Raw genomic sequence first — 24,005 nt, forward strand, 5'->3', positions numbered from 1 at the left:
AAAAGAAAATGAAAAAACTGATGGTTGCAATGATGGCAAGCGCAATGTCGCTCGCGGCTGCCCATGCAATGGCCGCCGACAAGGTGACGCTGCAGCTGAAATGGGTCACGCAGAGCCAGTTCGCCGGCTATTACGTCGCCAAGGAGAAAGGCTATTACGAGGAAGAAGGCCTCGACGTCGACATCAAGCCGGGCGGTCCGGACATCGCACCCGAACAGGTCATTGCCGGCGGCGGCGCCGATGTGATCGTCGACTGGATGGGTGGCGCGCTGGTTGCCCGCGAAAAGGGCGTGCCGCTCGTCAACATCGCCCAGCCCTTCCAGAAGTCGGGTATGGAGTTGATCTGCCGCAAGGACGGTCCGATCAAGTCCGAAGCCGACTTCAAGGGCCGCACCCTTGGCGTCTGGTTCTTCGGCAACGAATATCCGTTCTTCGCCTGGATGAACAAGCTCGGCCTCAAGACCGACGGCGGCGCGGATGGCGTGACCGTCCTGAAGCAGAGCTTCGACGTGCAGCCGCTCCTGCAGAAGCAGGCGGATTGCATCTCGGTCATGACCTACAATGAATACTGGCAGGCGATCGATGCGGGCTTCAAGCCGGAAGAGCTGATCGTCTTCAACTATACGGAAATGGGCAACGACCTTCTCGAAGACGGTCTCTACGCAATGGAAGACAAGCTCAAGGACCCGGCCTTCAAGGAAAAGATGGTCAAGTTCGTCAAGGCTTCGATGAAGGGCTGGAAATACTCGACCGAAAACCCGGATGAAGCAGCCGAGATCGTCGTCGATGCCGGCGGCCAGGACGAGAACCACCAGAAGCGCATGATGGGCGAAGTCGCCAAGCTGATCGGCGACGGCACCGGCAAGCTCGACCCGGCGCTCTACGATCGCACGGCCAAGGCTCTTCTCGACCAGAAGATCATCAACAAGGAGCCGGCCGGCGCCTGGACGCACGAGATCACGGACGCGGCTGCGAAGTAATTCCAGCCAATCCCAAAACGGAAACGCGCGGCGATACCCGCGCGTTTTCGGTTTTTTTAACGTCGCTTCAAAAAAGATCGGGGACGATGTCGCATCGGCAGGCTTTCGCACGTCATTAAGAATATACGGCTGCGATCAATCATCGGAATGACCACATAACCATCCGGTGATTGATCTGGACGTAAACGGCAATTAGTATGTTCGGATAGGGGAATTATTTTCTGCCGGCCTTGCGCATCGAGCAAATCGATACCAAGTACAAGCCGGATTTGCCGGAGGAGTGACTTCTCTGTAATAGAGACGGCAAATAATGCGGGAATGCCTCTGAGAACACAGAGACGAAATGGCCCTGTTCGCGAGCTGAGGGACAACGCGCGATTTTGGCTGATTATGTCATATAATTTGGATCACGACGCATGGCACGCACGCTGACTATACTACGCGCCTCCACCCTTTTGATCGCCGCGCTCGCGCTAACTCCCGCTTTCGCGCAGGAAACCGCAACCACGAAACCGCAGCAGAACCTGCCGGCGATCGTCGTGACCACCGCCAAAGTTCGCACGCTCGTCGACCGTGTCGTTGCGACCGGCACTGTGAAGCCGGTCGAGGAGGTCTATATCCAGCCGCAGGTCGAGGGCCTTTCGATCCGCGCGTTGAATGCCGATGTCGGCGACAAGGTTGCAGCAGACAGCACGCTTGCGACGCTGAACGACGACGCGCTGCTCTTGCAAAAGAGCCAGATGGTGGCAACCAAGGCGAAGGGCGAAGCAACGCTCGCGCAGTTGCGGGCACAACTGGTCGAAGCAGAGGCGAATGCCGAGCAGGCCCGCCAGCAGCAGGCCCGCGCGCAGGAAATGGGCAAGAAGGGCACGGTGTCCACTGCGACGGTGGAACAAGCAGATGCCGCTGCCGCTTCTGCCAATGCCCGTGTGAACTCCGCCGAGCAGGCGATCGAAGTTGCCCAGGCGGACCTCAAGGTCGTCGACAGCCAGATCGCCGACACGGATTTGAGGCTTGCCCGCACCGATGTAAGGACGCCAGTCGCAGGCACGGTTTCGGCAAAGAACGCCAAGGTTGGCGCGATCGCCCTGGGTTCGGGCGAACCACTCTTCACCATCATCCGTGACGACGATATCGAACTGGTCGCCGAAGTCGGCGAGAGCGATATCATCAAGATCGAGCCGGGCCAGAAGGCGACGATCTCGCTTGCCGGCAGCCGCGACAAGCTAACGGGTTCGGTGCGCCTCGTTTCGCCGACGGTCGACCCGACGACGCGCCTCGGCTTCGTTCACATCCTGATCGATGATGACAGCAAGGCGCGTTCGGGCATGTACGGCAGCGCCGAAATCATCATGAAGACGGCCGAGAACGTGGCTTTGCCGCTTTCGGCTGTCCTGACGAGCAGTGAAGGCTCGTCCGCCCGCAAGGTCGAAGACGGAGTTGTGAAATTCGCCGAAGTGGAAACCGGTATCCAGGACGGCGCCTATATTGAGATTGTGAAGGGCCTGAAGGACGGCGAGGAAGTCGTTGCCAAGGCCGGTGCTTATGTCCGCGACGGCGACCGCATTACGCCTGTTCGCGAACAGCCCGCTGCTTCCAACTGAGAGACGGCCCGATGAACTTTTCAGCCTGGTCCATCCGAAATCCCGTAGCGCCGCTGCTGCTTTTCGCGCTGTTGCTTTTTGTCGGCATTCAGTCCTTCAACAAGCTGCCGATCACGCGCTTCCCGAACATCGACGTGCCGCTCGTTTCGATTACCGTGACGCAGAGCGGCGCTTCGCCTGCCGAGCTCGAGATGCAGGTGACCAAGGAGATCGAAGACGCCGTCGCCTCCATCAACGGCATCGACGAAATCCAGTCCACGGTCACCGACGGTCAGTCGCAAACCAACGTGATGTTCCGCATGGAAGTGCCGACGGAGCAGGCGGTCCAGGACACCAAAGACGCGATCGACCGCATCCGCAGCGATCTTCCGGCCAATGTCGAGGAACCGATCGTCGCCAAGGTCGATGTCGAAGGCCAGGCGATCCAGACCTTTGCCGTCTCCTCGCCGGACATGACGCTCGAAGAACTCTCCTGGTTCGTCGACGATACGATCAAGCGCGCCCTCCAAGGTCAGGCCGGCATCGGCCGCGTGGACCGCTATGGCGGTGCCGAACGCGAGGTCCGCATCGAGCTCAACCCCGACAAGCTGAACGCCTACGGCATCACTGCCGCCAGCGTGAACAAGCAGCTGCACGGAACCAACGTCGACCTCGGCTCCGGACGCGGCCAGGTGGCCGGCAGCGAGCAGGCGATCCGCGTTCTCGGCGACGCCCGCAACGTGGCGGAACTCGCCAATACGACGATCGCCCTGCCGAACGGCCGTTTCGTCAAGCTCGACGAACTCGGCGCCATCAAAGACACCTATCAGGAACCGAAATCCTTCTCGCGTTTCGACGACACGCCCGTCGTTACCTTCGGCGTCTTCCGCTCCAAGGGCGCCAGCGAAGTCAGCGTGGCCGAAACGGTGGCGCAAAGCCTCGAAAAGGTGCGTGCGGAAAATCCAAATGTCGGCATCGAGCTGATCAACGACTCCGTCTACTTCACCTACGGCAACTATGAAGCCGCCCTCCACACCTTGATGGAGGGCTCGCTGCTGGCGGTCGTCGTCGTGTTCCTGTTCCTGCGGAACTGGCGCGCAACGCTGATTTCAGCGATCGCCCTCCCCCTGTCTGCGATCCCGACCTTCTGGATCATGGACCTGATGGGCTTCTCGCTGAACCTCGTCAGCTTCCTCGCGCTGACGCTCGCGACAGGTATCCTCGTCGACGATGCGATCGTGGAAATCGAAAACATCGCCCGGCACATCAAGATGGGCAAAACCCCCTATCGGGCGGCGATCGAAGCGGCGGACGAAATCGGTCTTGCCGTCATCGCCACGACGTTTACGATCATTGCCGTCTTCGTACCGGTCTCGTTCATGCCGGGCATTCCCGGCCAGTACTTCATCCAGTTCGGCCTGACGGTCGCCTTTTCGGTGTTCTTCTCGCTCGTCGTGGCGCGTCTCATCACTCCGATGATGGCCGCCTACCTGATGCGCGCGGAAGATGGCCAGGACGACCATCATGACAATGACGGCCTCTTCTTCCGCGGCTATACGCGTCTCGTGCGCGCCACGACCGCCCGCTGGTGGACGCGCTATGCGACGCTATTTGCGGCGATCGCCTTCCTGATCGGTTCGGTAGCACTGCTTGCCCAGGTTCCCGGCAGCTTCCTACCGCCGGAAGATGCGTCCCGCATCGTGCTTTCTGTCGAGCTGCCGCCGAACGCGACGCTCGAAGACACCGAACAGACGTCCAACGCGATCTACAACAAAGTCAAGGACATCAACGGCGTCGAAAGCGTCTTCGTTCTCGGCGGCGCATCCCCCAAGGGCGACCTTGAACTGCGCCGTGCAACGATCACGCTTTCGCTCTTCAAGCTGGACCACTCGCTGGTGAAGAGGGTTATCAACGATGTCTTTGGCTCCATCCCGGTCATCGGCCCGCATCTGCCGAAGGTCGAGGTCCATGGCCGCGAACGTCCACAATGGGATATCGAAAAAGAAGTCTTCGCCAGGGTGAAGGATATTCCCGACGTTCGAATCTTGAAGCTCAACGACCGCGGCGAGCGTGACCTGTCGTTCAACTTCCTCTCCAAGAACGAGAAGGACCTGAACGACGCCGTCGGCCTTCTGGAATCGAAGCTGCGTGCAGAACCGCTGCTGGCAAACGTCAGTGCCGAAGGCGCCCTGCCGCGTCCGGAACTGCAGGTTCGTCCGCGCAAGGACCAGGCGGCTCGCCTCGGTATCACGCCGGAGCAGATCTCCGATACGATTCGTGTCGCCACGATCGGCGACGTCGATGCGGCGCTTGCCAAGATCAACCTCGACGACCGCCAGATCCCGATCCGCGTTCAGACCGCAATCGATATGCGGCGCGATCTTGCGGCCATCCGTGCGCTGAAGATCCAGACGGCGAGCGGCGCGATCGTGCCGCTCTCGACCGTAGCTGACATCGACTATGCGGAAGGCGCAAGCTCGATCAAGCGCAACAACCGCAATCGCGTCGTCGCGATTGGTTCCGACCTGCCACAGGGCGTAGCTCTCGATACGGCATCGGCTCGCTTCCTGCAGATCGTCAAGGACACCCATATCCCCTCGACCGTGCAGCTTGTCGAAAGCGGCGACACGAAGGTCCAGAAGGAAATGCAGCAGAGCTTCGTCAACGCGATGCTGATGGGCCTGATGCTGGTTCTGGCCGTCCTGATCCTGCTGTTCAAGGATGTGATCCAGCCGTTCACCATCCTGTTCTCGCTGCCCCTGGCAATCGGCGGTGTGGCGGTTGCTCTGATCATCACCAACAATCCGCTCTCGATGCCCGTTCGGATCGGCAACCTCATGCTGATGGGCATCGTGACGAAGAACGCCATCCTGCTCGTCGACTTCGCAATCGAGATGCGCCGTCACGGCATGACACGCGTCGAAGCTATGGTGGAAGCCGGCCGCAAACGCGCCCAGCCGATCATCATGACCTCGATCGCCATGTCGGCCGGCATGCTGCCTTCGGCACTCGGCGTCGGCGAAGGCGGTTCGTTCCGTGCGCCGATGGCGATCGCCGTGATCGGCGGCATCATCGTCTCGACGGTGCTTTCACTCGTCGTCGTGCCGTCCTTCTTCCTGATCATGGACGACCTCTCGCTCCTGCTCGGGTGGCTCTTCGGCCGCCTTGTCGGCAAGAAGGATCAGGAGGAACTGGCGATGTCCCGAGAGGAACTGACGGGAGCTGTCGGCGCTCTCAGCGAACGGGTGGAGGCGATCGAGAACCCGGAACGCAAGCGCAAGAGCGCCAATGCCAACGACAAGAACGTGCTCCGCCTGCCGCCTTTCGCAGCGGAGTAAGCTTGCACTGAACAATGAAAGGCCGGGGCGAACCCGGCCTTATGTGGAATTGGAATCGCGAAAACTGTTTGCAGCGACCGTTATGAGCGCCTTTCCTATCAAAGGTATTTTTTTAACAGCGAATCTTTCAGATTTCGATTGTCTCACAGAACCTGGGGCCGTTTCGGCAGGATAACAGAACGGCCGCGGAGCATTGCGATTGCGCGCGCCGTCCATATCGCCGCCGTCATCGCCCTTGCATTTTTTCCGGCCGAACGCGGCAGCTTTCGCCGTTGGAAGAGAGCATTGCCGTCGAGCTTTTGACATCTCCACCGTTCGATGTGGAAGCGAAGCCGCCTGTTGCCGAAGCACGTAGCTCACCGCCCATTGCCTCTCAACCCGAGCCGCCCGCAAAGGAAGCAGCCCGGCGCCTAGGATACCACACCGGATTGAGGAACCACGCTTCGGCCAAAACAGCCCCTTCCCGCAGCGATCTTGGCCGACCCGCGAAGCAAACGGGCAAGCGAGGGCACGCGGCGGCTCGCAACCGGCGAACGCATTGTCAGCGCTGCAATGTCCAACCAATGGAACAGTCCATAGATGGAAGACCCAATTCACGCCGGATGTCCTGGTCGCTTATGCTACGGCGGATACCTTTCGGCCTGATCCTTCAAGCCGATGGCGGCGCGTTTCGAAGCAACCGCCATTGGTACAATATCGAATTCAAATGCGGCCGCGCCGGATATCGAGACGATCGTCGCATTCGAATTTTCAATTGGCGAAGAAATTCCTGAAAGCGAGTGGGAAACGCATTTCCTGCCCACGGACGACGAGGCTGACGAACGCTGTCGCCAATGTGGAGATACAGGAACCGGGGACGCGTCCGTTCTTAGAGCCCGCCCTGCTCCTTCAGGAAGCTTACGATGGGGCCGATGCCTTCGCCACGCTTCATGTCAGAGAAGACGAAAGGACGCGTCTCGCGCATGCGCGCCGCGTCGCGGTCCATGACGTCGAGATCGGCGCCGACATAGGGTGCGAGGTCCTTCTTGTTGATCACCAAAAGGTCCGACCTGGTGATGCCCGGCCCGCCCTTGCGGGGGATTTCCTCGCCCTGGCAGACGGAGATCACATAGATGGTGATATCGGCCAGATCGGGCGAAAATGTCGCTGCCAGATTGTCGCCGCCGGATTCGATGAAGACGACATCGAGGTCCGGAATGCGCTCATTCAGGCCAGCGATCGCCTGGAGATTGATCGTCGCATCTTCGCGGATTGCCGTATGCGGGCATCCACCGGTTTCCACGCCGACGATGCGGTCAGATGGCAGCGCCTGCATGCGCATCAGCGCTTCGGCGTCCTCGGTCGTATAGATGTCATTGGTGACGACGGCGATGGAATAGTCGTCACGCATCGCCTTGCAGAGCTTCTCCGTCAACGCCGTCTTTCCAGAGCCGACAGGCCCGCCGATGCCCACACGAAGAGGTCCGTTTCTTGATTTCATCTGTCACACTCCAATTCGACCGATGATAGCGTCCGGATAACGGCGCTGCCACCGGCAAATAGCGCAGATGCTCCGATCAGGAGCGGAAGAGCCTCGTTGTCTGCGTCTCGTGCCGCAGCGAGGCGATATCCGCCTGAACCGCCGCCGAACCCAGATCGTCAAGCGTCGAGCCGGACGCACGATGAGCCGTCGCGGCGATCGCCTCTTCCAGCCGCGCCAGGATAGCCACGCCGTCCTTCTGCCCGGCAACGCCGAGCCGGATGCCCGCCGAGACCGATTGCGAGACATAGGCATGCAGGAAGGCTGCAAGCGCATTTTGCAGTTCGATGCCATGCGCGCCGGCGACTGCGCCGACGGCAACGGGATAGGCAACAGCCCGCGGCAGGCGATCAACGACGGTATCGGGCCAGGCGCGCGCCGCCGCCAGAAAGGCATCGCCGAGCAGAGTGGTCTCCTGATGGCGCTCCCGCGAGCCGGCAAGGGCCTCCCCCAGCGCGGCAAGCTCCGCAAGCACTCCTGCATCCGATTGCCCACGCCAGCTCGCTGCAAAGAGCACGGCATCGTTCCAGATGCTCCCATGGGAAAGTAGCGTTTCGATCCATCCGTCCAGCGAGGCTGCATCCGTAACAAGCCTGTCGTGGACGGCGCGCTCGAGCCCGCCGGAATAGGCAAACGAGCCGACCGGAAAGGCCGGCGAGAGCCATGCCATGAGACGCAGCAAGGCCTGCAGGTCGCCGCTCTCACTCATTGCAGTTCAATCATGCGCGTGGTGGCCGTGGTCGTGCCCATGTGAGTGGCCGCCGTGTGAATGGTAGGCGCCGCGGGCGGGCTGGAAAGGCTCGGCGACCTCGCTAACCGTCGCTCCGAGCCCTTCGAGCATCGACCGGATCACGTGGTCGCGCAGAATCAGAATGCGCTCCTCTTCGATCTGCGCGCCGAGATGGCGGTTGCCGAGGTGCCAGGCAAGCTCGATGAGATGCAGCCGGTCCCGGCCCCTGATCTCGAAAAGCTTCTCGTCCGCAGCCTGGATTTCGATGAGTTCGCCGTCCTCCAGCACCAGCATGTCGCCGCTTGCAAACAGCACCGGCTCCTTCAGGTCGAGCATGACCATGTCGCCGTTATCGAGATGCAGGAGCTTACGACGCAAATGCCTCAGATCATGCGGCAGGACGACTTTGCCGATAGGATTGGAAGACGGGGTTCCGGCCGGAAGATAGGAGGTGACGCGCTGCATGACATGTCCGTTTCTGTGAGATCAAGACCATGCAAAATAGCGCCTGGCAGCGCAAGGCCCAATGCTTTCGCGCGGCCGTTATATGCCATAGGCGCGTTGCGTATCGTTAAAATCTGGCACTGCACCCTGGACGCCAAGGCCGCCCTCGACCAGATGGTGATGCCATGTGTGGTCGAGCGCGTTCCTTTCATGAACAACGCGGTTGCGGCCGAGCGCTTTTGCCAGATAAAGCGCCTTGTCGGCGGACGCATAAACGGCCTCCTTGCTGCGCCCAGGCAGAAGATCGGCAATACCGGCCGAAATAGTGATCGATATGTCGCAGCCGTCGGCAGCGATCGACCGTCGGGCAATCTGCGTCTTCACCGCTTCGATCTTCTGCAGCCGTTCCTCGACGTCACCGCCTGAAACGATAACGCCGAACTCTTCGCCTCCGAGACGGGCAACGACCGAAGAACCGTCGAATGCCGAGGCGAGAATTGCGGAAACGGCTATGATGACGGCATCGCCGCAGGCATGGCCGAAACGGTCGTTGATCGCCTTGAATCGATCGACATCGAAAATCACCAGCGAGGCGCCGTCATCGATGCCGTTGAGCGCTTCCGCAAACGCACGGCGGTTCAACAGGCCGGACAGCGTATCGATCCGGCTGAGCTTTTCGAACTCCGCGCGCGATACCGTCAGCTGGTGCATTGCATGGCCGACGATCAGCGAGAGAATTCCGCAGACAATGCCACTGAGAAGCCAGGACAGTGCAATGCTGTAGCTGATGGTAAGAGCGAGCGTGAAGGGCAGCACGCCGAAGAAGGCAAGCAACGGCATCACTGCGAGGATCAACAGGATCGACAGGATAACGGCGGCAAAACCCATCTTCAGCGCAAAGCTGAAAATCGTGCCGCGATGGTGAAAATTGCCAAGTTCAGCCTGGAGAAAAATCCAGCTCCTCATGAGAATCAACCTCCAGCTCGGCATCCCCGGAGATATCTGATTAGTGCTCAACTCCTGCCGGCTTCTTAAGCGATTCGTTAAAATTGGAACGAGTTTATACGATTTAATGTTGTATTCTTTTCTTGCTCCGAACGCACGCCGCAGCAAGCAAAACCGATAGCCTCCAATATAAATCCAAGCTATTGAAAATAAAAGACTATTATAAATCGACAGGATTTCGGCGTCGCAATCGGAAGTGATCGTTCTGGCGACAAATTTTCATCGCTTTATACAACCTTATGATGAGCAATTTTGATGCGGCGCTTTAAGAGCGCCAGCGGACGAAGCCGGCGCTCCTGGTTTGCTAAAAAAGGAAGTAGCGCTGCGCCATCGGCAGCACGGTTGCCGGTTCGCAGGTGAGCAGTTCGCCGTCGGCGCGCACCTCGTAGGTTTCGGGATCCACCTCGATATGCGGCGTCAGGCTGTTGTGTATCATCGATGCCTTGGAGATGCCGCCGCGGGTGTTCTTGACCGCAACGAGATCCTTGGCGACACCCAGCCTTCCCTTCAGCCCGGCATCGAGCGACGCCTGGGAAACGAAGGTGACGGAGGAATTGGTGAGGCTCTTGCCGTATGAGGCAAACATCGGCCGATAATGCACCGGCTGCGGCGTCGGGATGGAGGCGTTCGGATCGCCCATAGGTGCAGCGGCAATTGAGCCGCCGAGCAGCACCATGTCTGGCTTCACGCCGAAGAAGGCGGGGTTCCAGATGACGAGGTCGGCGCGCTTGCCGACTTCAATCGAGCCGATCTCATGGGAAAGGCCGTGAGCAATCGCCGGATTGATCGTGTATTTGGCGATGTAGCGCCGGACACGGAAATTGTCATTATCGCCCTTTTCTTCCTTCAGACGGCCTCGCTGGCGCTTCATCTTGTCGGCCGTCTGCCACGTGCGGATTGCCACCTCGCCAACACGGCCCATGGCCTGGCTGTCCGACGAGATGATCGAGAAGGCGCCGATATCGTGCAGGATGTCTTCTGCTGCGATCGTTTCCTTGCGGATGCGGCTTTCGGCAAAGGCGATGTCTTCCGGGATCGACGGCGAAAGGTGATGGCAGACCATCAGCATGTCGAGATGTTCGGCGATCGTATTGACCGTGTAGGGCCGCGTAGGATTGGTCGAAGATGGGATGACGTTCGATTGGCCGCAGATCTTGATGATGTCCGGCGCGTGGCCGCCGCCTGCCCCTTCCGTGTGAAAGGCATGGATCGTGCGGCCCTTGATGGCGCCGATCGTGTCTTCGACAAAGCCGCTTTCGTTTAGCGTGTCGGTATGGATCATCACCTGCACGTCATATTGGTCGGCAACCGTCAGGCAGCAGTCGATCGCGCCGGGCGTCGTGCCCCAGTCTTCGTGCAGCTTCAGCGAGGTGGCGCCAGCAAGCACCATTTCCTCTAGCGCGCCGGGCAGCGATGCATTGCCCTTGCCGGCGAAAGCGAGGTTCATCGGGAAGGCGTCGGCCGCCTCGATCATCCGGGCGAGGTGCCACGGGCCGGGCGTGCAGGTCGTCGCGAATGTACCATGCGCTGGGCCGGTGCCGCCGCCGAGCATGCAGGTAAGACCACTCATTAGCGCTTCTTCGATCTGCTGCGGGCAGATGAAGTGGATGTGGCTGTCCATCCCGCCGGCCGTCACGATCTTGCCTTCGCCTGCGATCGCCTCGGTGCCTGGTCCGACGATGATGTTGACGCCCGGCTGCGTGTCCGGGTTGCCGGCCTTGCCGATCGCGACGATCCGTCCGTCCTTGAGGCCGATATCGGCCTTCACGATGCCCGTATGATCGACGATCACCGCATTGGTGATGACGGTATCGACCGCACCGTTGGCGCGCGTCACCTGGCTCTGCCCCATGCCGTCGCGGATCACCTTGCCGCCACCGAACTTCACCTCCTCTCCATAGGTCGTGAAATCCTTTTCGACCTCGATGAAGAGCTCGGTATCGGCCAGGCGTACCTTGTCGCCAACGGTCGGGCCGAACATGCTGGCATAGGCGGCGCGGGAAATCTTGTGGGGCATATGTCAGGCTCCTTGGGAGGAAGAAAGAGACGTATCGGCAGGATGGCGCGTCAGCCGGCCATTGGCGATGTAGCTGTCGACAAGCTGCCTTTCGGCGGCGAAAGGATGCCACTCCCAGCCGGAATGACTGAAGCCGGCAAGGCCGATCTCGACCTTCGGAAACCTGCGGAAGGTCGCGGCAATCGCAATCATGCCGCTGCTCGGAACGACATAAGGCGCGGGATCAAAGGTAGCCAGGGCGTCGTCGACTGCTTCATGAATCACTTTCTTAACGACTATATGTTCCTTGCCAGCGTCCTCACAGAAGACGTTGAAGTGGATCGTATAATCGTCGCAGAAGTCGTCGAGCTCCGGATGCGAAACGGCGAGCGGCGCACGCAAGACGTTGAATTTTTCGGGGTCGCGGACGCTCCAGATTTCCGACGCCTCCATGACGGCCGGGTGCGTCCGCCACGTATCCGAACCCAACATCGCCTTGGCCGGGCGCCCGGTGTTGCAGACGGCGACGACGTCGGTGCGGCCGGGGCTTGCGGCATACGAGCGGCATTCGTTGAAACGGATCACGAAGTCCGCAGCCGCGATTGCCGCTGCTCCCGCCTCGCCGATTTCCCCATTGCCGACGATCATGATCTTGCGGCTCACCTCTGTCCCACCGCGTCGAAAAGCTCTTTGAGCTGCTTGGTGCGTTCATCGCTCAGGTTGGCAAGGCAACCTGCGACCAGCATAGGCTCCATCGTGCCGCCACGCGCCTGGAAGCCGTAAGCCTCGCACTGGGCGTCCCGGTAGGATATCCAGGCGCGCTGCGCGGTTAGCAGCGCTTTTTCGGCTCCGCGATCCTTCTCGTCCAGATCCTTGTCGGTCGCCGCGAGCGCTGCGCGCGTCTTCTTCCACTGCTCGTTGAGCGCCGTGTCGGCCGCCTCGTATCGAGACTGCTCGCAGAAAGTCATGTCGGCCTGCGTCTTCGGGTTCTTGCAATCCGGCTCCTGGGCCTGCGCGGCACCAGCCACGATCATTCCCGCCGCGGCACCGGTCAGGTACAAATTCAACCGCATCGACTTCCTCCCGGTTTTCCTTCTCAGAGCTTGCCCATCACGAGCTGGCGGAAGCCATAGACTTCACGCTTGCCGGAGAGCGGGATCAGCGTCACGGAACGCGTCTGACCCGGCTCGAAACGCACGGCCGTGCCCGCCGGGATGTCGAGGCGCATGCCCTGCACCTTGTCGCGATCGAAGGCGAGGCCGGCATTGGTTTCGGCAAAATGGTAGTGGCTGCCGACCTGCACCGGGCGATCGCCGGTGTTCGACACTTCAATGATGACGGTCGGTGCACCGGCGTTTAATTCGATGTCGCCGCTTGCGGCAATGATTTCGCCTGGGATCATCTTAATTTTCCTCACGCCGCCTTCACGGGCACGCAGCCCTCGGCCTTCAAGATACGTTTCGTCGATGCCGGATATTTGGCGAGCATGGCGGCCGGGCGCACCGGGCGGCAAGTGAACTCACCGCCGCAATTGGGGCATTCGCCCTGGAGCACATCGCTTGCACAGTCGGCGCAGAAAGTGCACTCGAAAGTGCAGATCATTGCCTCGCGGCTTTCCGGCGGCAGGTCCTTGTCGCAGCATTCGCAGTTCGGACGAAGTTCGAGCATTGCGACCTCCTCAGCGGATCGGTTCGTGGACGGTGACGAGCTTGGTGCCGTCCGGGAAGGTCGCTTCCACCTGCACATCATGGATCATCTCGGGCACGCCCTCCATCACCTGATGCCGGCCGATGACATGAGCGCCCGCTTCCATCAGTTCGGCGACCGGGCGGCCGTCACGGGCGCCTTCCACGACAAAGTCGGTGATCAGCGCGATCGCTTCGGGATGATTGAGTTTCACGCCGCGTTCGAGCCGGCGCCTCGCCACCATCGCCGCCATGGAGATCAGCAGCTTGTCTTTTTCTCTCGGAGTGAGGTTCATCGTCCATCCATCTGCTTTGAAACTAGAGATTCCAGACTTTCGGCACAGGCGCACCGTTGCGCAAGGCGGAAATAACCGGGATCAGGATTTTTCTGAGGGCAAAGCCGTCAGCGGCTGCAGCGCGAATGACGAGCTTGCCGTTCCAAGCGCTGGCGCCTGCCGCCTGTCCGCCGAGCAGCGGGCGCACGCTCGCGAGATAGGCTTCTGCAAGCGGCCCGGCATAGAGCAACGTTGCAAAGGCCACCTGTCCGCTGAGGACGGGCTGGCGAGCAGTCAGCGCGCCGATGGCGCCATCAAGCCGCAACTCCTCGGCATGGATCAGCCTACCAGCGCGGCGAATGCGCCAGCGATCACGGAAAAGGCCGGTCTCCATCTTCTCGCCCATCGCCTTGCGGCCGAGCAGGATCGCCTCGACGGCCAGGAACTCCGCCGTCTCGTCGAGATCGACGTCGAGGCGGCGGAACAGCGAGGCGCGATCGAACAGGATCGTCTCCTGCGGCAGCCAGTCGACCCGTGCATTCGCGCCGGCCTCGATCGTTGTCGTGACTTCGGCCGTTCCAGCGGATGCCTTGTAGATCTTCTCGCAGGCCTGTGTGGTCACATCGATACGCGTGGTTGGACCTGCAACGACGCTCCAGTTCATCTGGTCGCCTCCGGTCAACCCGCCCGCCGTATTGATGATGACCGCCTCCATGGAAGCATCGAAAGTCTCCGGGAGGCGTATTTTGGCGGCACCTTCCTGATAGAGTTCGCGGATGCGCGCCCGTCCGTCCAGCAGCTTCGCGGCCAGGTGCCCGCGCCCCTGTGCCCTTTGTGGCCCGGTGATTGCCGCCGCGATCGTCATTCCATCCCCTTGTGCCTTCGCCGTTTGCCCGGCCGTTCTCATTCAATGCCGCAAATAATTGAAAGCAAGCAATTTTTATGCCGCCTGCCGATCTTGAAGGAACGGCGGCAGACAGGGTTGCCCAGAACATGGAAGCTGCCTTGGAAAGCGGCACATGCCGCTCAGACGGTCAGGTGGCGCCTGGCCTCGGGCGTATCGAGCGTTTCGGCCAAACCCTCGTGGACGATCTCGCCGCGGTCCATGATGTAGACGTAGTCGGCAAGCTCGCGGCAGAAGTCGAGATACTGCTCTACGAGCAAGATCGCCATGCCCGTCGAGTCGCGCAGATAGCGGATTGCCCTGCCGATATCCTTGATGATCGACGGCTGGATGCCTTCCGTCGGCTCGTCCAGAACAAGGATCTTCGGCCGCGTCACCATGGCCCGACCGATCGCCAGTTGCTGCTGCTGTCCGCCGGCAAGGTCGCCGCCGCGACGGGACAACATCGACTTCAGCACCGGGAAGAGGCTGAAGATATCGTCGGGAATGTTGCGGTCGCGGCGGCCAAGCGGAGCAAAGCCGGTTTCGAGGTTTTCCTTGACGGTGAGCAGCGGGAAAATCTCGCGCCCTTGCGGCACATAGCCGATACCCTGCTTGGCGCGCGCATAAGGCGGCAGGCCGTTCAACGCCACGTCATTGAAGCTCACGGTTCCGGCCGACAGCAGATGCTGGCCGGTGACGGCGCGCAGAAGAGAACTCTTCCCCACGCCGTTCCGCCCCAGCACGCAAGTGATCTTACCCATCTCCGCCTTGATCGAGATCCCGCGCAACGCTTGTGCGGCGCCATAGTGCAGGTTTGCGTTTTCGACTGTCAGCATGAGGCCGCCTCCTGGCGCGTTGCGGGTTCAAGGGCCTCTCCCCAACCCCTTCCCACAAGGGGCAGTGGCTGACTGGAAGCGACCGTCTCGCTTTCCATCAACCCATGCAAAAGCGGGTAATCATGGCAATGAGGGAACGACCCGGTTAGACCCCTCTCCCTTGTGGGAAGGGGTTCGGGAAGGCTCAGCGCCCTGCCAACGACAAACAGATCAATCATCCCTCATCGCCCCAAATAATTTTCGATCACCTTCGCATCGGAACTCACGAAATCGATCGACCCTTCGGCAAGCACGCAGCCTTCCGCCAGGCAGGTCACCTTGACGCCGAGGTCGCGGATGAAGCCCATGTCATGCTCGACGACGACGACTGAACGAGTCTTGGCGATTTCCCGGAGCAGGATCGCCGTCTCCACGGTTTCGGCATCGGTCATACCGGCAACCGGCTCGTCGACCAGCAACAGCTTCGGCTCCTGTGCGAGCAGCATGCCAATCTCCAGCCATTGCTTCTGCCCGTGAGACAGACTGGCTGCCAGCTCGTCGCTACGATGCGTCAGCCGCACGGTCTTGAGGATTTCCTCGATGCGCGCCTTGTCGTCGGACGAGAGGCGATAAAAGAGCGTCGGAAAAACGCCGCGCTTGCGATTCAGCGCGAGTTCCAGATTGTCCCAGACCGTATGGCTTTCGAAGACGGTCGGCTTCTGGAATTTGCGGCCTATGCCGAGCTGGGCGATATCGGCTTCATCTTTCTTGGTGAGATCGATCTCGCCGTTGAAATAAACCTCGCCCTCGTCAGGCCGCGTCTTGCCGGTGATGATGTCCATCATCGTCGTCTTGCCGGCGCCGTTGGGGCCGATGATGGCGCGAAGCTCGCCGGGCTCGATGACGATCGAAAGCGAGTTCAGTGCCTTGAAGCCGTCGAAGGAAACCGAGACGTTGTTGAGGTAGAGCACGCTGTTGGGTTTGATATCCGGGATCATAGCCGCTCACTCCGCTGCCTGGATTTTTGCATCGACGCCTTCTTCCTGAAATGCAAGCGGCGCGGTTTCCGCCCTCGGCTTCTTCTTGCCAAGGTACGGGGCGATCGTGCCGACGATACCTTTTGGCAGGAACAGCGTGACGGCAACGAAGAGACCGCCGAGCGCAAAGAGCCAGAACTCAGGAAAAAGGCCCGTGAAGATGGTTTTGCCGCCATTGACCAGAATAGCCCCGATGATCGGACCAATCAGCGTCGAGCGGCCGCCGACGGCGGTCCAGATGACGACCTCGATGGAGTTTGCCGGTGCGAATTCTCCGGGATTGATGATGCCAACCTGCGGTACGTAAAGCGCACCTGCAATACCCGCCATCATCGCCGAGACGACAAAGGTGAAGAGCTTGAAGTGTTCGACGCGGTAGCCGAGGAAGCGCGTTCTGCTTTCCGCATCGCGCACACCGACCAGCACCTTGCCGAACTTCGAACGCACGATGGCCGAAGCAATCAGCAGCGACAGTGCCAGGAGGCTTGCGGTCGCGGCGAAGAGTGCTGCGCGCGTTGCGTCGGCCTGCACGTTGAAGCCGAGGATGTCCTTGAAGTCCGTCATGCCGTTATTGCCGCCGAAGCCCATGTCGTTGCGGAAGAAGGCAAGCAGCAGTGCATAGGTCATTGCCTGGGTGATGATCGAGAGATAGACGCCGTTGACCCTGCTACGGAAGGCGAACCAGCCGAAGACGAAGGCGAGCAGCCCAGGCACCAGCAACACCATCAGCGCTGCAAACCAGAACTGGTCGAAGCCGTACCAGAACCAGGGCAGTTCCTTCCAGTTCAGGAACACCATGAAGTCGGGCAGGATCGGGTCGCCATAGACGCCGCGCGACCCGATCTGGCGCATCAGATACATGCCCATCGCGTAACCGCCGAGCGCGAAGAAGGCGCCGTGACCGAGCGAAAGGATGCCGCAGAAGCCCCAGACGAGATCGAGGGCCAGGGCCAGCAGCGCATAGGTCAGATATTTGCCGAACAGCGCCATGATGTAGGTCGGGATATGCAACGGGTTCGCCGGACCTGTCATGAGGTTCAGAACCGGCACCAGCACGGCGACCATGAACAAGATGGCGATGGCAATGGAAATCTTGCGATCGAGAGACCGGAGAAGGAACGCCGTAATCATGCTTCCACCGCCCTTCCTTTGAGTGCGAAGAGCCCGCGCGGACGCTTCTGGATGAAGAGGATGATGAGGACGAGGACGAGGATCTTGCCGAGCACTGCGCCAGCGAAGGGCTCCAGGAACTTGTTGACGACGCCGAGCGACAACGCGCCCACCAGCGTGCCCCAAAGATTGCCGACGCCGCCGAAGACCACGACCATGAAGCTGTCGATGATGTAGCTCTGGCCAAGGTTCGGCGAGACGTTGTCGATCTGCGAAAGCGCCACACCCGCCATGCCCGCGATGCCGGAGCCGAGCGCGAAGGTGAAGGCATCGACCCAGCCGGTGCGGATACCCATGGACGACGCCATGCGGCGGTTCTGCGTGACCGCGCGCATTTGCAGGCCGAAGGCGGAGCGCTTCAGAAGCAGCAGTAAAGTCACGAAGACGATCATTGAAAAGACGATGATCCACATGCGGTTCCAGGTGATCGACAGCCCGCCGAGTTCGAAGGCGCCGGACATCCAGCTTGGATTGCGCACTTCGCGGTTGGTCGGGCCGAAGATGGTGCGAACCGCCTGCTGCAGGATGAGGGACACGCCCCATGTCGCCAGCAGCGTTTCGAGCGGGCGGCCGTAGAGATAGCGGATGACCATGCGCTCTATGACGAGGCCTACGAAGCCGGTGAATAGGAAGGCCGCCGGAATCGCAATCACCAGGGAATAGGTTGCAAGGTCGGGAAAGTTCGACGCGATATGTTCCTGCACGACGTAGGTCGTGTAAGCGCCGATCATCACCATTTCGCCATGCGCCATGTTGATGACGCCCATGACACCGAAGGTGATGGCAAGCCCGATTGCCGCGAGAAGCAGCACCGAGCCGAGCGACAGGCCGTACCAGACGTTCTGCACGATATCCCAGAGCGCCAGATTGCGCTTGATAGCGGCGATATTGGCCTCGATGCCGGCCTTCAGGTCGTCGGGTGCAGTCTCCATCGCGGTGGTCAGGATTGTGAGCGCATTGCGATCACCGCGCGCCGCGATTGTATCGATCGCCGCCTTCTTGTCTTCGGCGCTGACATCGCTCTTGAGCATCATGACGGCGCGGGCCGCTTCCATCGTGTTCTTGATTTCGGCATCCTTTTCATCGGCGAGCGCCGAGTTCAGAAGCTCGAGATTGGAAGGGTCGGAATCTTTCAGCAGCCCTTGAGCGGCGGAAAGCCGTGCTGAACGGTCCGGGCTCAGCAGCGTCAGCGTGCTCATGGCGCTGGCGATCACGCCGCGCAGGGAATTGTTTATCTTGACCTTGGACATGTAGTCCGGATCGATATCGGCGACAGCCTCGCCGGTGATCGGGTCGGAATAGGTCGGCTCGTGGTCGGAGCCACCCTGCAGGAGAACGGGGCCGCCTTCTTCGGAATTCACGTAAAGCTGGCCGTCACTCAGCTGCTGCAGGATCTGGCCGACATGCGGATCTCCTGAAGCCACAAGAGCCTTGATGGCAGCCTCGCGCTCCGGAAACCCGCCGGTGCCGAGTGCATCGACAAGGGCGTGGACATCGTCCTGCGCCTCGAGCGCCGTGGCGAACGTCGGCAAGGCAAGGCAGATCGTCAAAAGGAAAATCTTGATGGCGCGAAACATGGGGCTCTCTCGCCTGGCTTGTCGTTGGCCCTGTGGGCAGCAATCGGTCGGGACGGAGCTTCCGCCCGGACAAGGGATCCGGACGGAAGGCTTCAGGCAGTCAACGGATCGGGTTCGTACTCAGGAGCCCTTGCCGCCGCACTTGCCCGTTGCAACGTTGAAGTTGCCGCAGTTCATGGGCTTGCGCCAATCGGAGATCAGGTCCTTGGAGTCGGGCAGGAAGTCGGACCATTCGTCGCCGACGACGGCTGACGTTTCCTGGACGATTTCGAACTGTCCGTCAGCCTGGATTTCGCCGATCAGCACCGGCTTGGTGATGTGGTGGTTCGGCATGACGGTGGCATAGCCGCCGGAAAGGTTCGGAACCGTGGTGCCGATGATGCTGTCGAGAACCTTGTCGGTATCGGTCGTTCCGGCAGCCTGAACAGCCTTAACCCAGGCATTGAAGCCGATATAGGCGGCTTCCATCGGGTCGTTGGTCACGCGCTTGTCGTTCTTGGTGAAGGCGTGCCATTCCTTGATGAACTTCTTGTTGGCCGGGCTTTCGACCGACTCGAAGTAGTTCCAGGCTGCGAGGTGACCGACGAGCGGCTTGGTGTCGAGGCCGGCAAGCTCTTCTTCGCCGACCGAGAAGGCGATAACCGGGATATCGGTTGCCTTGATGCCCTGGTTGCCGAGTTCCTTGTAGAAGGGAACGTTGGCGTCGCCGTTGATGGTGGAGACGACGGCGGTCTTCTTGCCGGACGAGCCGAATTCCTTGATTTTGGAGACTTCCGTCTGCCAGTCGGAGAAGCCGAACGGCGTATAGTTGACGATGATGTCTTCCTTCGGAATGCCCTTGGATACCAGGTAGGCTTCCAGGATCTTGTTGGTGGTGCGCGGATAGACGTAGTCGGTGCCTTCAAGCACGAAGCGCTTTACGCCTTCCTTTTCCATCAGGTAGTCGACGGCCGGGATCGCCTGCTGGTTCGGAGCAGCGCCCGTGTAGAAGATATTGCGCGAAGACTCTTCGCCTTCATACTGAACCGGATAGAAGAGCAATGAGTTCAGCTCTTCGAAAACCGGCAGGACCGATTTGCGCGAAGACGAGGTCCAGCAACCGAAGACGGCGGCAACCTTGTCCTTTTCAATCAACTCGCGTGCCTTTTCGGCAAACAGCGGCCAATCGGAGGCTGGATCGACGACAACCGCTTCGAGCTTCTTGCCGAGAAGGCCGCCCTTCTTGTTCTGCTCATCAATGAGCATCAGCATGGCGTCTTTCAGCGTCGTTTCGGAGATAGCCATGGTACCGGAGAGCGAATGCAGAACGCCGACCTTAATCGTGTCGTCGGCAGCAGCGGCTCCGTGGAAGGCGGCTGACGCCGCCATGACGACGCCAAGCGCGGCGCCCGTTACATAGGACTTGAGATTCATCTGGTTGAACTCCCCTCTTCTTGTTCCGCAACAGGCCGGAAACGGAGATTAACTGTTGCTTAAAGAACTATCGGGGGCTGCAGCGCAAAACCGTATACGCAATATGACGTAGAGGTAGGGGCGAAATGGGAAGATCGGCGCGAGACGCGGCGGCGATTTGGACCTCACCGTAAGGGAAAGGTCTTGAGCGTCACCGCTGCCGTGCAGCCGTTGAGGCGATGGCGCAACACAGACATAGTGGATTTCCGAATTTTCGGGAAGGAATGCCGGAGCGGTAGGATTTGGCTGTGACAGACGCGTTTCAAAAATATAGCTGTTGTGTGAACTTGCTAGGCTGCAGCTCTTGCGTTTTCCGTCATTCCTGCCAAAGCTGCCTATTCAATGATCATTTTATCGAAAGCGCTAGAAAATAGGCATGGCAGCGCGCCAACGCATCATTCCGGTGAGACGCGAATATAATCGCTGGGTCGCGAACCAGACGCTGGAAGACTATGCGTTGCGCTTTACCGCCAAGAGCGCCCGGCAATTTTCCTCGCAGCGCATCTCGCAGACCGCAATCGGTGCGATTTCTTTTCTCGCGCTCGAAGCGATCGGCGGTGCGATCACGCTTTCCTATGGCCCGACCAACGCCTTCTTCGCGATCGTCGTCGCCTCGATCGCCATGCTCGCGATCGGCCTACCGATCAGCCGCTATGCAATCAGGCACGGCGTTGACATCGATCTTCTGACGCGCGGCGCAAGCTTCGGCTATATCGGCTCGACGATCACCTCGCTGATCTATGCCAGCTTCACCTTCATGCTCTTTGCGATCGAAGCTTCGATCATGTCCGGCGCGCTGGAACTGACGCTCGGCATCCCGCTCTGGATCGGCTACATCGTCAGCGCCGTCATGGTGATCCCGCTGGTGACCTACGGTGTCAAGCTGATCAGCAGGTTCCAGCTCGTCACCCAGCCCTTCTGGATCGTGCTCAATATCCTTCCCTTCATCTTCATCGCGATCCTGGATTGGGAAAAATTCGATCTCTGGCGCGCCTTCGCCGGCATTCGTCACGCTTCGGGCCCGCCAGGTACAATCGCGGATTTCAATCTGATGGAGTTCGGCGCTGCTTCGGCCGTGATCCTTGCCCTCATGTCCCAGATCGGCGAACAGGCAGACTTTCTCCGCTTCCTGCCGCCGGACGGGCAGCGCAAATTGCGTCATCGGCTCGCCGTCTTTCTGGCCGGCCCCGGCTGGGTGATCATCGGCGCACCAAAGCTGCTTGCCGGCTCCTTTCTCGTCGTGCTGACGTTAAGTGCCGGCGTGGCCGTCGACCGCGCCGCCGATCCGGCGCAGATGTACCTGACCGCTTTCGGCTATATGATCCCTTGGCACAACGGGGCATTGCTGCTGATGGCGGCCTTCGTCGTCGTTTCCCAGTTGAAGATCAACGTGATGAACGCCTATGCCGGGTCGCTCGCATGGTCGAACTTTTTTTCGCGCCTGACCCACAGCCACCCCGGCCGCGTCATCTGGCTGATCTTCAACGTGGCGATCGCCCTGCTTCTCATGGAACTCGGCATCTACCGGCTGCTTGAGGAAACGCTCGGGATATTCTCGATCATCGCCATGGCCTGGCTCTGCACGATTTCGGCCGATCTCTTCATCAACAAGCCGCTCGGCCTTGCGCCGCCCGGCATCGAGTTCAAGCGCGCACATCTCTACGACATCAACCCGGTCGGCCTCGGCGCAATGGGTCTTTCGGCGACGATGGCGCTGATTGCGCATTTCGGCGCCTTCGGCGCAATCGCCGCTTCGCTTGCACCTTACATCACGCTAGTGATCGCGCTCACAGCCTCGCCGCTGATCGCCTGGGCGACGAAGGGCAAGTTCTATCTGGCGCGCAAACCGCGTCACAGCTGGAAGAACTTGCCGAACATCACCTGCTCCGTCTGCGAACATCCGTTCGAGCCGGAAGACATGGCCTGGTGCCCGGCCTATGCAGCGCCGATTTGCTCGCTCTGCTGCTCGCTCGACAGCCGCTGCCACGACATGTGCAAGCCGAAGGCGCGGTTCAACACGCAGGTTGGCACCGTCGCCAAGACCTTGCTGCCGGAAACGGTGATCGAGAAATTGTCGACCCGCCTCGGACGTTACGGCATCGCCGTGGTTCTGGCCCTGACAGCTGTCGGCGTAATCCTTGCGATGATTGCCCATCAGGTCGCCTCGGCCTCTCCCGAAACGGCGGAGGTCGTCAACGGCACGATCCTGATCGTCTTCTTCGTCTTCTCGGTGATCGCCGGCGTCGTCTGCTGGTTTTACGTGCTCGCGCATGACAGCCGCGTCGTCGCCGAAGAGGAATCTTCGCGTCAAAATACTCTGCTGCTGAGGGAAATCGCCGCGCACAAAAAGACCGACGCAGCGCTTCAGAATGCCAAGGAGGCGGCAGAAGCCGCGAACCGGGCGAAAAGCCGCTATGTCGTGGGCTTGAGCCATGAGTTGCGTACGCCGCTCAACGCCGTGCTCGGCTATGCCCAGATTCTGGAGCGCGACGAGACCATACCTGCACCGCGCCAGTCATCCATCAAGGTCATCCGCCGCAGCGCCGAGCATCTTTCCGGCCTGATCGACGGTTTGCTGGACATTTCCAAGATCGAGGCGGGCCGCCTGCAGGTCTATTCGAATGAGATCAACATCCACGATTTCCTCGACCAGATCGTCGACATGTTCCGCCCGCAGGCCCACGCAAAGGGTCTTGCTTTCAGGCATGACCGCTCTCAGTCCCTGCCGCAGTTCGTCCGCACCGACGAGAAACGCGTGCGTCAAATCCTCGTCAATCTGCTTTCGAACGCCATCAAGTTTACCGATGAGGGGAGCGTGACTTTCGATGTCAGCTATCGCAGCCAGGTTGCGACCTTCACCGTTTCCGACACCGGTCGCGGCATTGCCGAAAAGGACCTGAGCCGCATCTACGAACCTTTCCAGCGGGGTGAGGCCGACAGCATCCGCCCCATGCCGGGGCTTGGATTGGGCCTGACGATCACGCAACTCCTCACCAACACGCTCGGCGGTGAAATCGCCGTCGTCAGCGAGAAGGACAAGGGCTCGACCTTCCGCGTTCGCCTGATGCTATTTGCCGTGACGCGCGAAATGATCCCGCCGCCGCAGGAAAAGAAAATCGTCAGCTATGACGGCCCGCGTCGGACGATCGTCGTCGTCGACGACAACGAAGATCATCGCGAAATGATGCGAGAAATCCTGGTGCCGCTCGATTTCGTCATGCTGACGGCGGGCAACGGGCCCGATTGCCTCACTCTGATCGAAGGCATCCAGCCGGACCTCTTCCTCGTCGACATTTCGATGCCCGGCATGAACGGCTGGCAACTCGTATCGCGCCTGCGCGAAACCGGCCAGACCTCCCCGATCGTCATGCTCTCGGCCAATATCGGAGACGCGGCAGCTGCCGCCGACAGCGACGGCAGCCACCGCGCTGCCACCGGCACGACGGGCGGTATCAACACGGGTGACTGCACCGCCGCGCTGCCTCTTGGCGTGCAGTGGCGCGATTCCGACTG

The 24,005-nt window shown here is 60.4% G+C and carries 20 protein-coding genes; 4 read left to right on the top strand and 16 right to left on the bottom strand.

The window, feature by feature from the left end:
- The first annotated feature begins 8 nt into the window (after positions 1 to 8).
- The 3 genes from C9413_RS01620 (at position 9) to C9413_RS01630 (ending at position 5,901) form a co-directional block, all read left to right on the top strand.
- Positions 9 to 980, top strand: a complete 972-nt coding sequence (locus tag C9413_RS01620; RefSeq protein ID WP_039845658.1) for an ABC transporter substrate-binding protein — start codon at positions 9 to 11, stop codon at positions 978 to 980.
- A gap of 416 nt (positions 981 to 1,396) precedes the next feature.
- A complete protein-coding gene (locus C9413_RS01625; protein WP_039845659.1) occupies positions 1,397 to 2,584 on the top strand; it encodes an efflux RND transporter periplasmic adaptor subunit in 1,188 nt (395 codons plus the stop codon).
- A gap of 11 nt (positions 2,585 to 2,595) precedes the next feature.
- Positions 2,596 to 5,901: an efflux RND transporter permease subunit gene (locus C9413_RS01630; protein ID WP_170250130.1), complete on the top strand. Its 3,306-nt coding sequence runs from the start codon at positions 2,596 to 2,598 to the stop codon at positions 5,899 to 5,901.
- Between the two features lie 868 nt (positions 5,902 to 6,769).
- On the opposite strand, the gene ureG is transcribed toward C9413_RS01630, so the two are convergent.
- The 16 genes from ureG to urtA form a co-directional block, all read right to left on the bottom strand.
- Positions 6,770 to 7,381 carry an urease accessory protein UreG gene (gene ureG / locus C9413_RS01640; RefSeq protein WP_039845662.1) on the bottom strand — a complete coding sequence of 204 codons (612 nt, stop codon included), beginning with the start codon at positions 7,379 to 7,381 and terminating at the stop codon, positions 6,770 to 6,772.
- Between the two features lie 76 nt (positions 7,382 to 7,457).
- Positions 7,458 to 8,129 (bottom strand): urease accessory protein UreF, encoded by a 672-nt coding sequence (locus tag C9413_RS01645; protein WP_039845663.1) that lies wholly within the window; start codon positions 8,127 to 8,129, stop codon positions 7,458 to 7,460.
- A gap of 6 nt (positions 8,130 to 8,135) precedes the next feature.
- Positions 8,136 to 8,615, bottom strand: a complete 480-nt coding sequence (ureE, locus tag C9413_RS01650; protein WP_039845664.1) for an urease accessory protein UreE — start codon at positions 8,613 to 8,615, stop codon at positions 8,136 to 8,138.
- A 78-nt stretch (positions 8,616 to 8,693) separates the two neighbouring features.
- On the bottom strand, positions 8,694 to 9,560 hold the full coding sequence (locus tag C9413_RS01655) for a GGDEF domain-containing protein (RefSeq protein ID WP_039845665.1): 867 nt from the start codon (positions 9,558 to 9,560) through the stop codon (positions 8,694 to 8,696).
- A 343-nt stretch (positions 9,561 to 9,903) separates the two neighbouring features.
- Positions 9,904 to 11,616 carry an urease subunit alpha gene (gene ureC / locus C9413_RS01660; protein WP_039845666.1) on the bottom strand — a complete coding sequence of 571 codons (1,713 nt, stop codon included), beginning with the start codon at positions 11,614 to 11,616 and terminating at the stop codon, positions 9,904 to 9,906.
- Positions 11,617 to 11,619: 3 nt separating this feature from the next.
- Positions 11,620 to 12,243, bottom strand: coding sequence for a hypothetical protein (locus tag C9413_RS01665; protein WP_039846892.1), 624 nt, complete (start codon positions 12,241 to 12,243; stop codon positions 11,620 to 11,622).
- A gap of 11 nt (positions 12,244 to 12,254) precedes the next feature.
- Positions 12,255 to 12,668: a lysozyme inhibitor LprI family protein gene (locus C9413_RS01670; RefSeq protein ID WP_039845667.1), complete on the bottom strand. Its 414-nt coding sequence runs from the start codon at positions 12,666 to 12,668 to the stop codon at positions 12,255 to 12,257.
- 23 nt (positions 12,669 to 12,691) lie between these two features.
- Positions 12,692 to 12,997: an urease subunit beta gene (locus C9413_RS01675; RefSeq protein WP_039845668.1), complete on the bottom strand. Its 306-nt coding sequence runs from the start codon at positions 12,995 to 12,997 to the stop codon at positions 12,692 to 12,694.
- A gap of 11 nt (positions 12,998 to 13,008) precedes the next feature.
- Positions 13,009 to 13,263, bottom strand: a complete 255-nt coding sequence (locus tag C9413_RS01680) for a DUF1272 domain-containing protein (protein ID WP_039845669.1) — start codon at positions 13,261 to 13,263, stop codon at positions 13,009 to 13,011.
- A gap of 10 nt (positions 13,264 to 13,273) precedes the next feature.
- On the bottom strand, positions 13,274 to 13,576 hold the full coding sequence (locus C9413_RS01685; RefSeq protein ID WP_022716975.1) for an urease subunit gamma: 303 nt from the start codon (positions 13,574 to 13,576) through the stop codon (positions 13,274 to 13,276).
- 22 nt (positions 13,577 to 13,598) lie between these two features.
- Positions 13,599 to 14,420, bottom strand: coding sequence for an urease accessory protein UreD (locus C9413_RS01690; protein WP_039845670.1), 822 nt, complete (start codon positions 14,418 to 14,420; stop codon positions 13,599 to 13,601).
- Positions 14,421 to 14,581: 161 nt separating this feature from the next.
- Positions 14,582 to 15,277, bottom strand: coding sequence for an urea ABC transporter ATP-binding subunit UrtE (urtE, locus tag C9413_RS01695; RefSeq protein ID WP_170250131.1), 696 nt, complete (start codon positions 15,275 to 15,277; stop codon positions 14,582 to 14,584).
- A 221-nt stretch (positions 15,278 to 15,498) separates the two neighbouring features.
- The gene (gene urtD / locus C9413_RS01700; protein WP_039845672.1) at positions 15,499 to 16,254 is read right to left on the bottom strand and encodes an urea ABC transporter ATP-binding protein UrtD; all 756 of its coding nucleotides are present in this window, start codon (positions 16,252 to 16,254) and stop codon (positions 15,499 to 15,501) included.
- Between the two features lie 6 nt (positions 16,255 to 16,260).
- Positions 16,261 to 17,424, bottom strand: coding sequence for an urea ABC transporter permease subunit UrtC (gene urtC / locus C9413_RS01705; RefSeq protein WP_039845673.1), 1,164 nt, complete (start codon positions 17,422 to 17,424; stop codon positions 16,261 to 16,263).
- Complete coding sequence (gene urtB / locus C9413_RS01710; RefSeq protein ID WP_039845674.1) at positions 17,421 to 19,040, bottom strand: urea ABC transporter permease subunit UrtB; 1,620 nt, start codon at positions 19,038 to 19,040, stop codon at positions 17,421 to 17,423. Before urtB ends, urtC begins: the two co-directional genes overlap by 4 nt.
- Positions 19,041 to 19,160: 120 nt before the next feature.
- Positions 19,161 to 20,453, bottom strand: a complete 1,293-nt coding sequence (urtA, locus tag C9413_RS01715) for an urea ABC transporter substrate-binding protein (protein WP_039845675.1) — start codon at positions 20,451 to 20,453, stop codon at positions 19,161 to 19,163.
- Positions 20,454 to 20,868: 415 nt separating this feature from the next.
- Between urtA and C9413_RS01720 the strand changes: the two genes are divergently transcribed.
- Positions 20,869 to 24,005: ATP-binding protein (locus tag C9413_RS01720; RefSeq protein ID WP_246703677.1), on the top strand; the 3,137-nt coding region annotated here is incomplete at its 3' end.

It is taken from the genome of Rhizobium sp. SEMIA 4085, from assembly GCF_013004495.1.
Lineage (GTDB): Bacteria > Pseudomonadota > Alphaproteobacteria > Rhizobiales > Rhizobiaceae > Rhizobium > Rhizobium gallicum.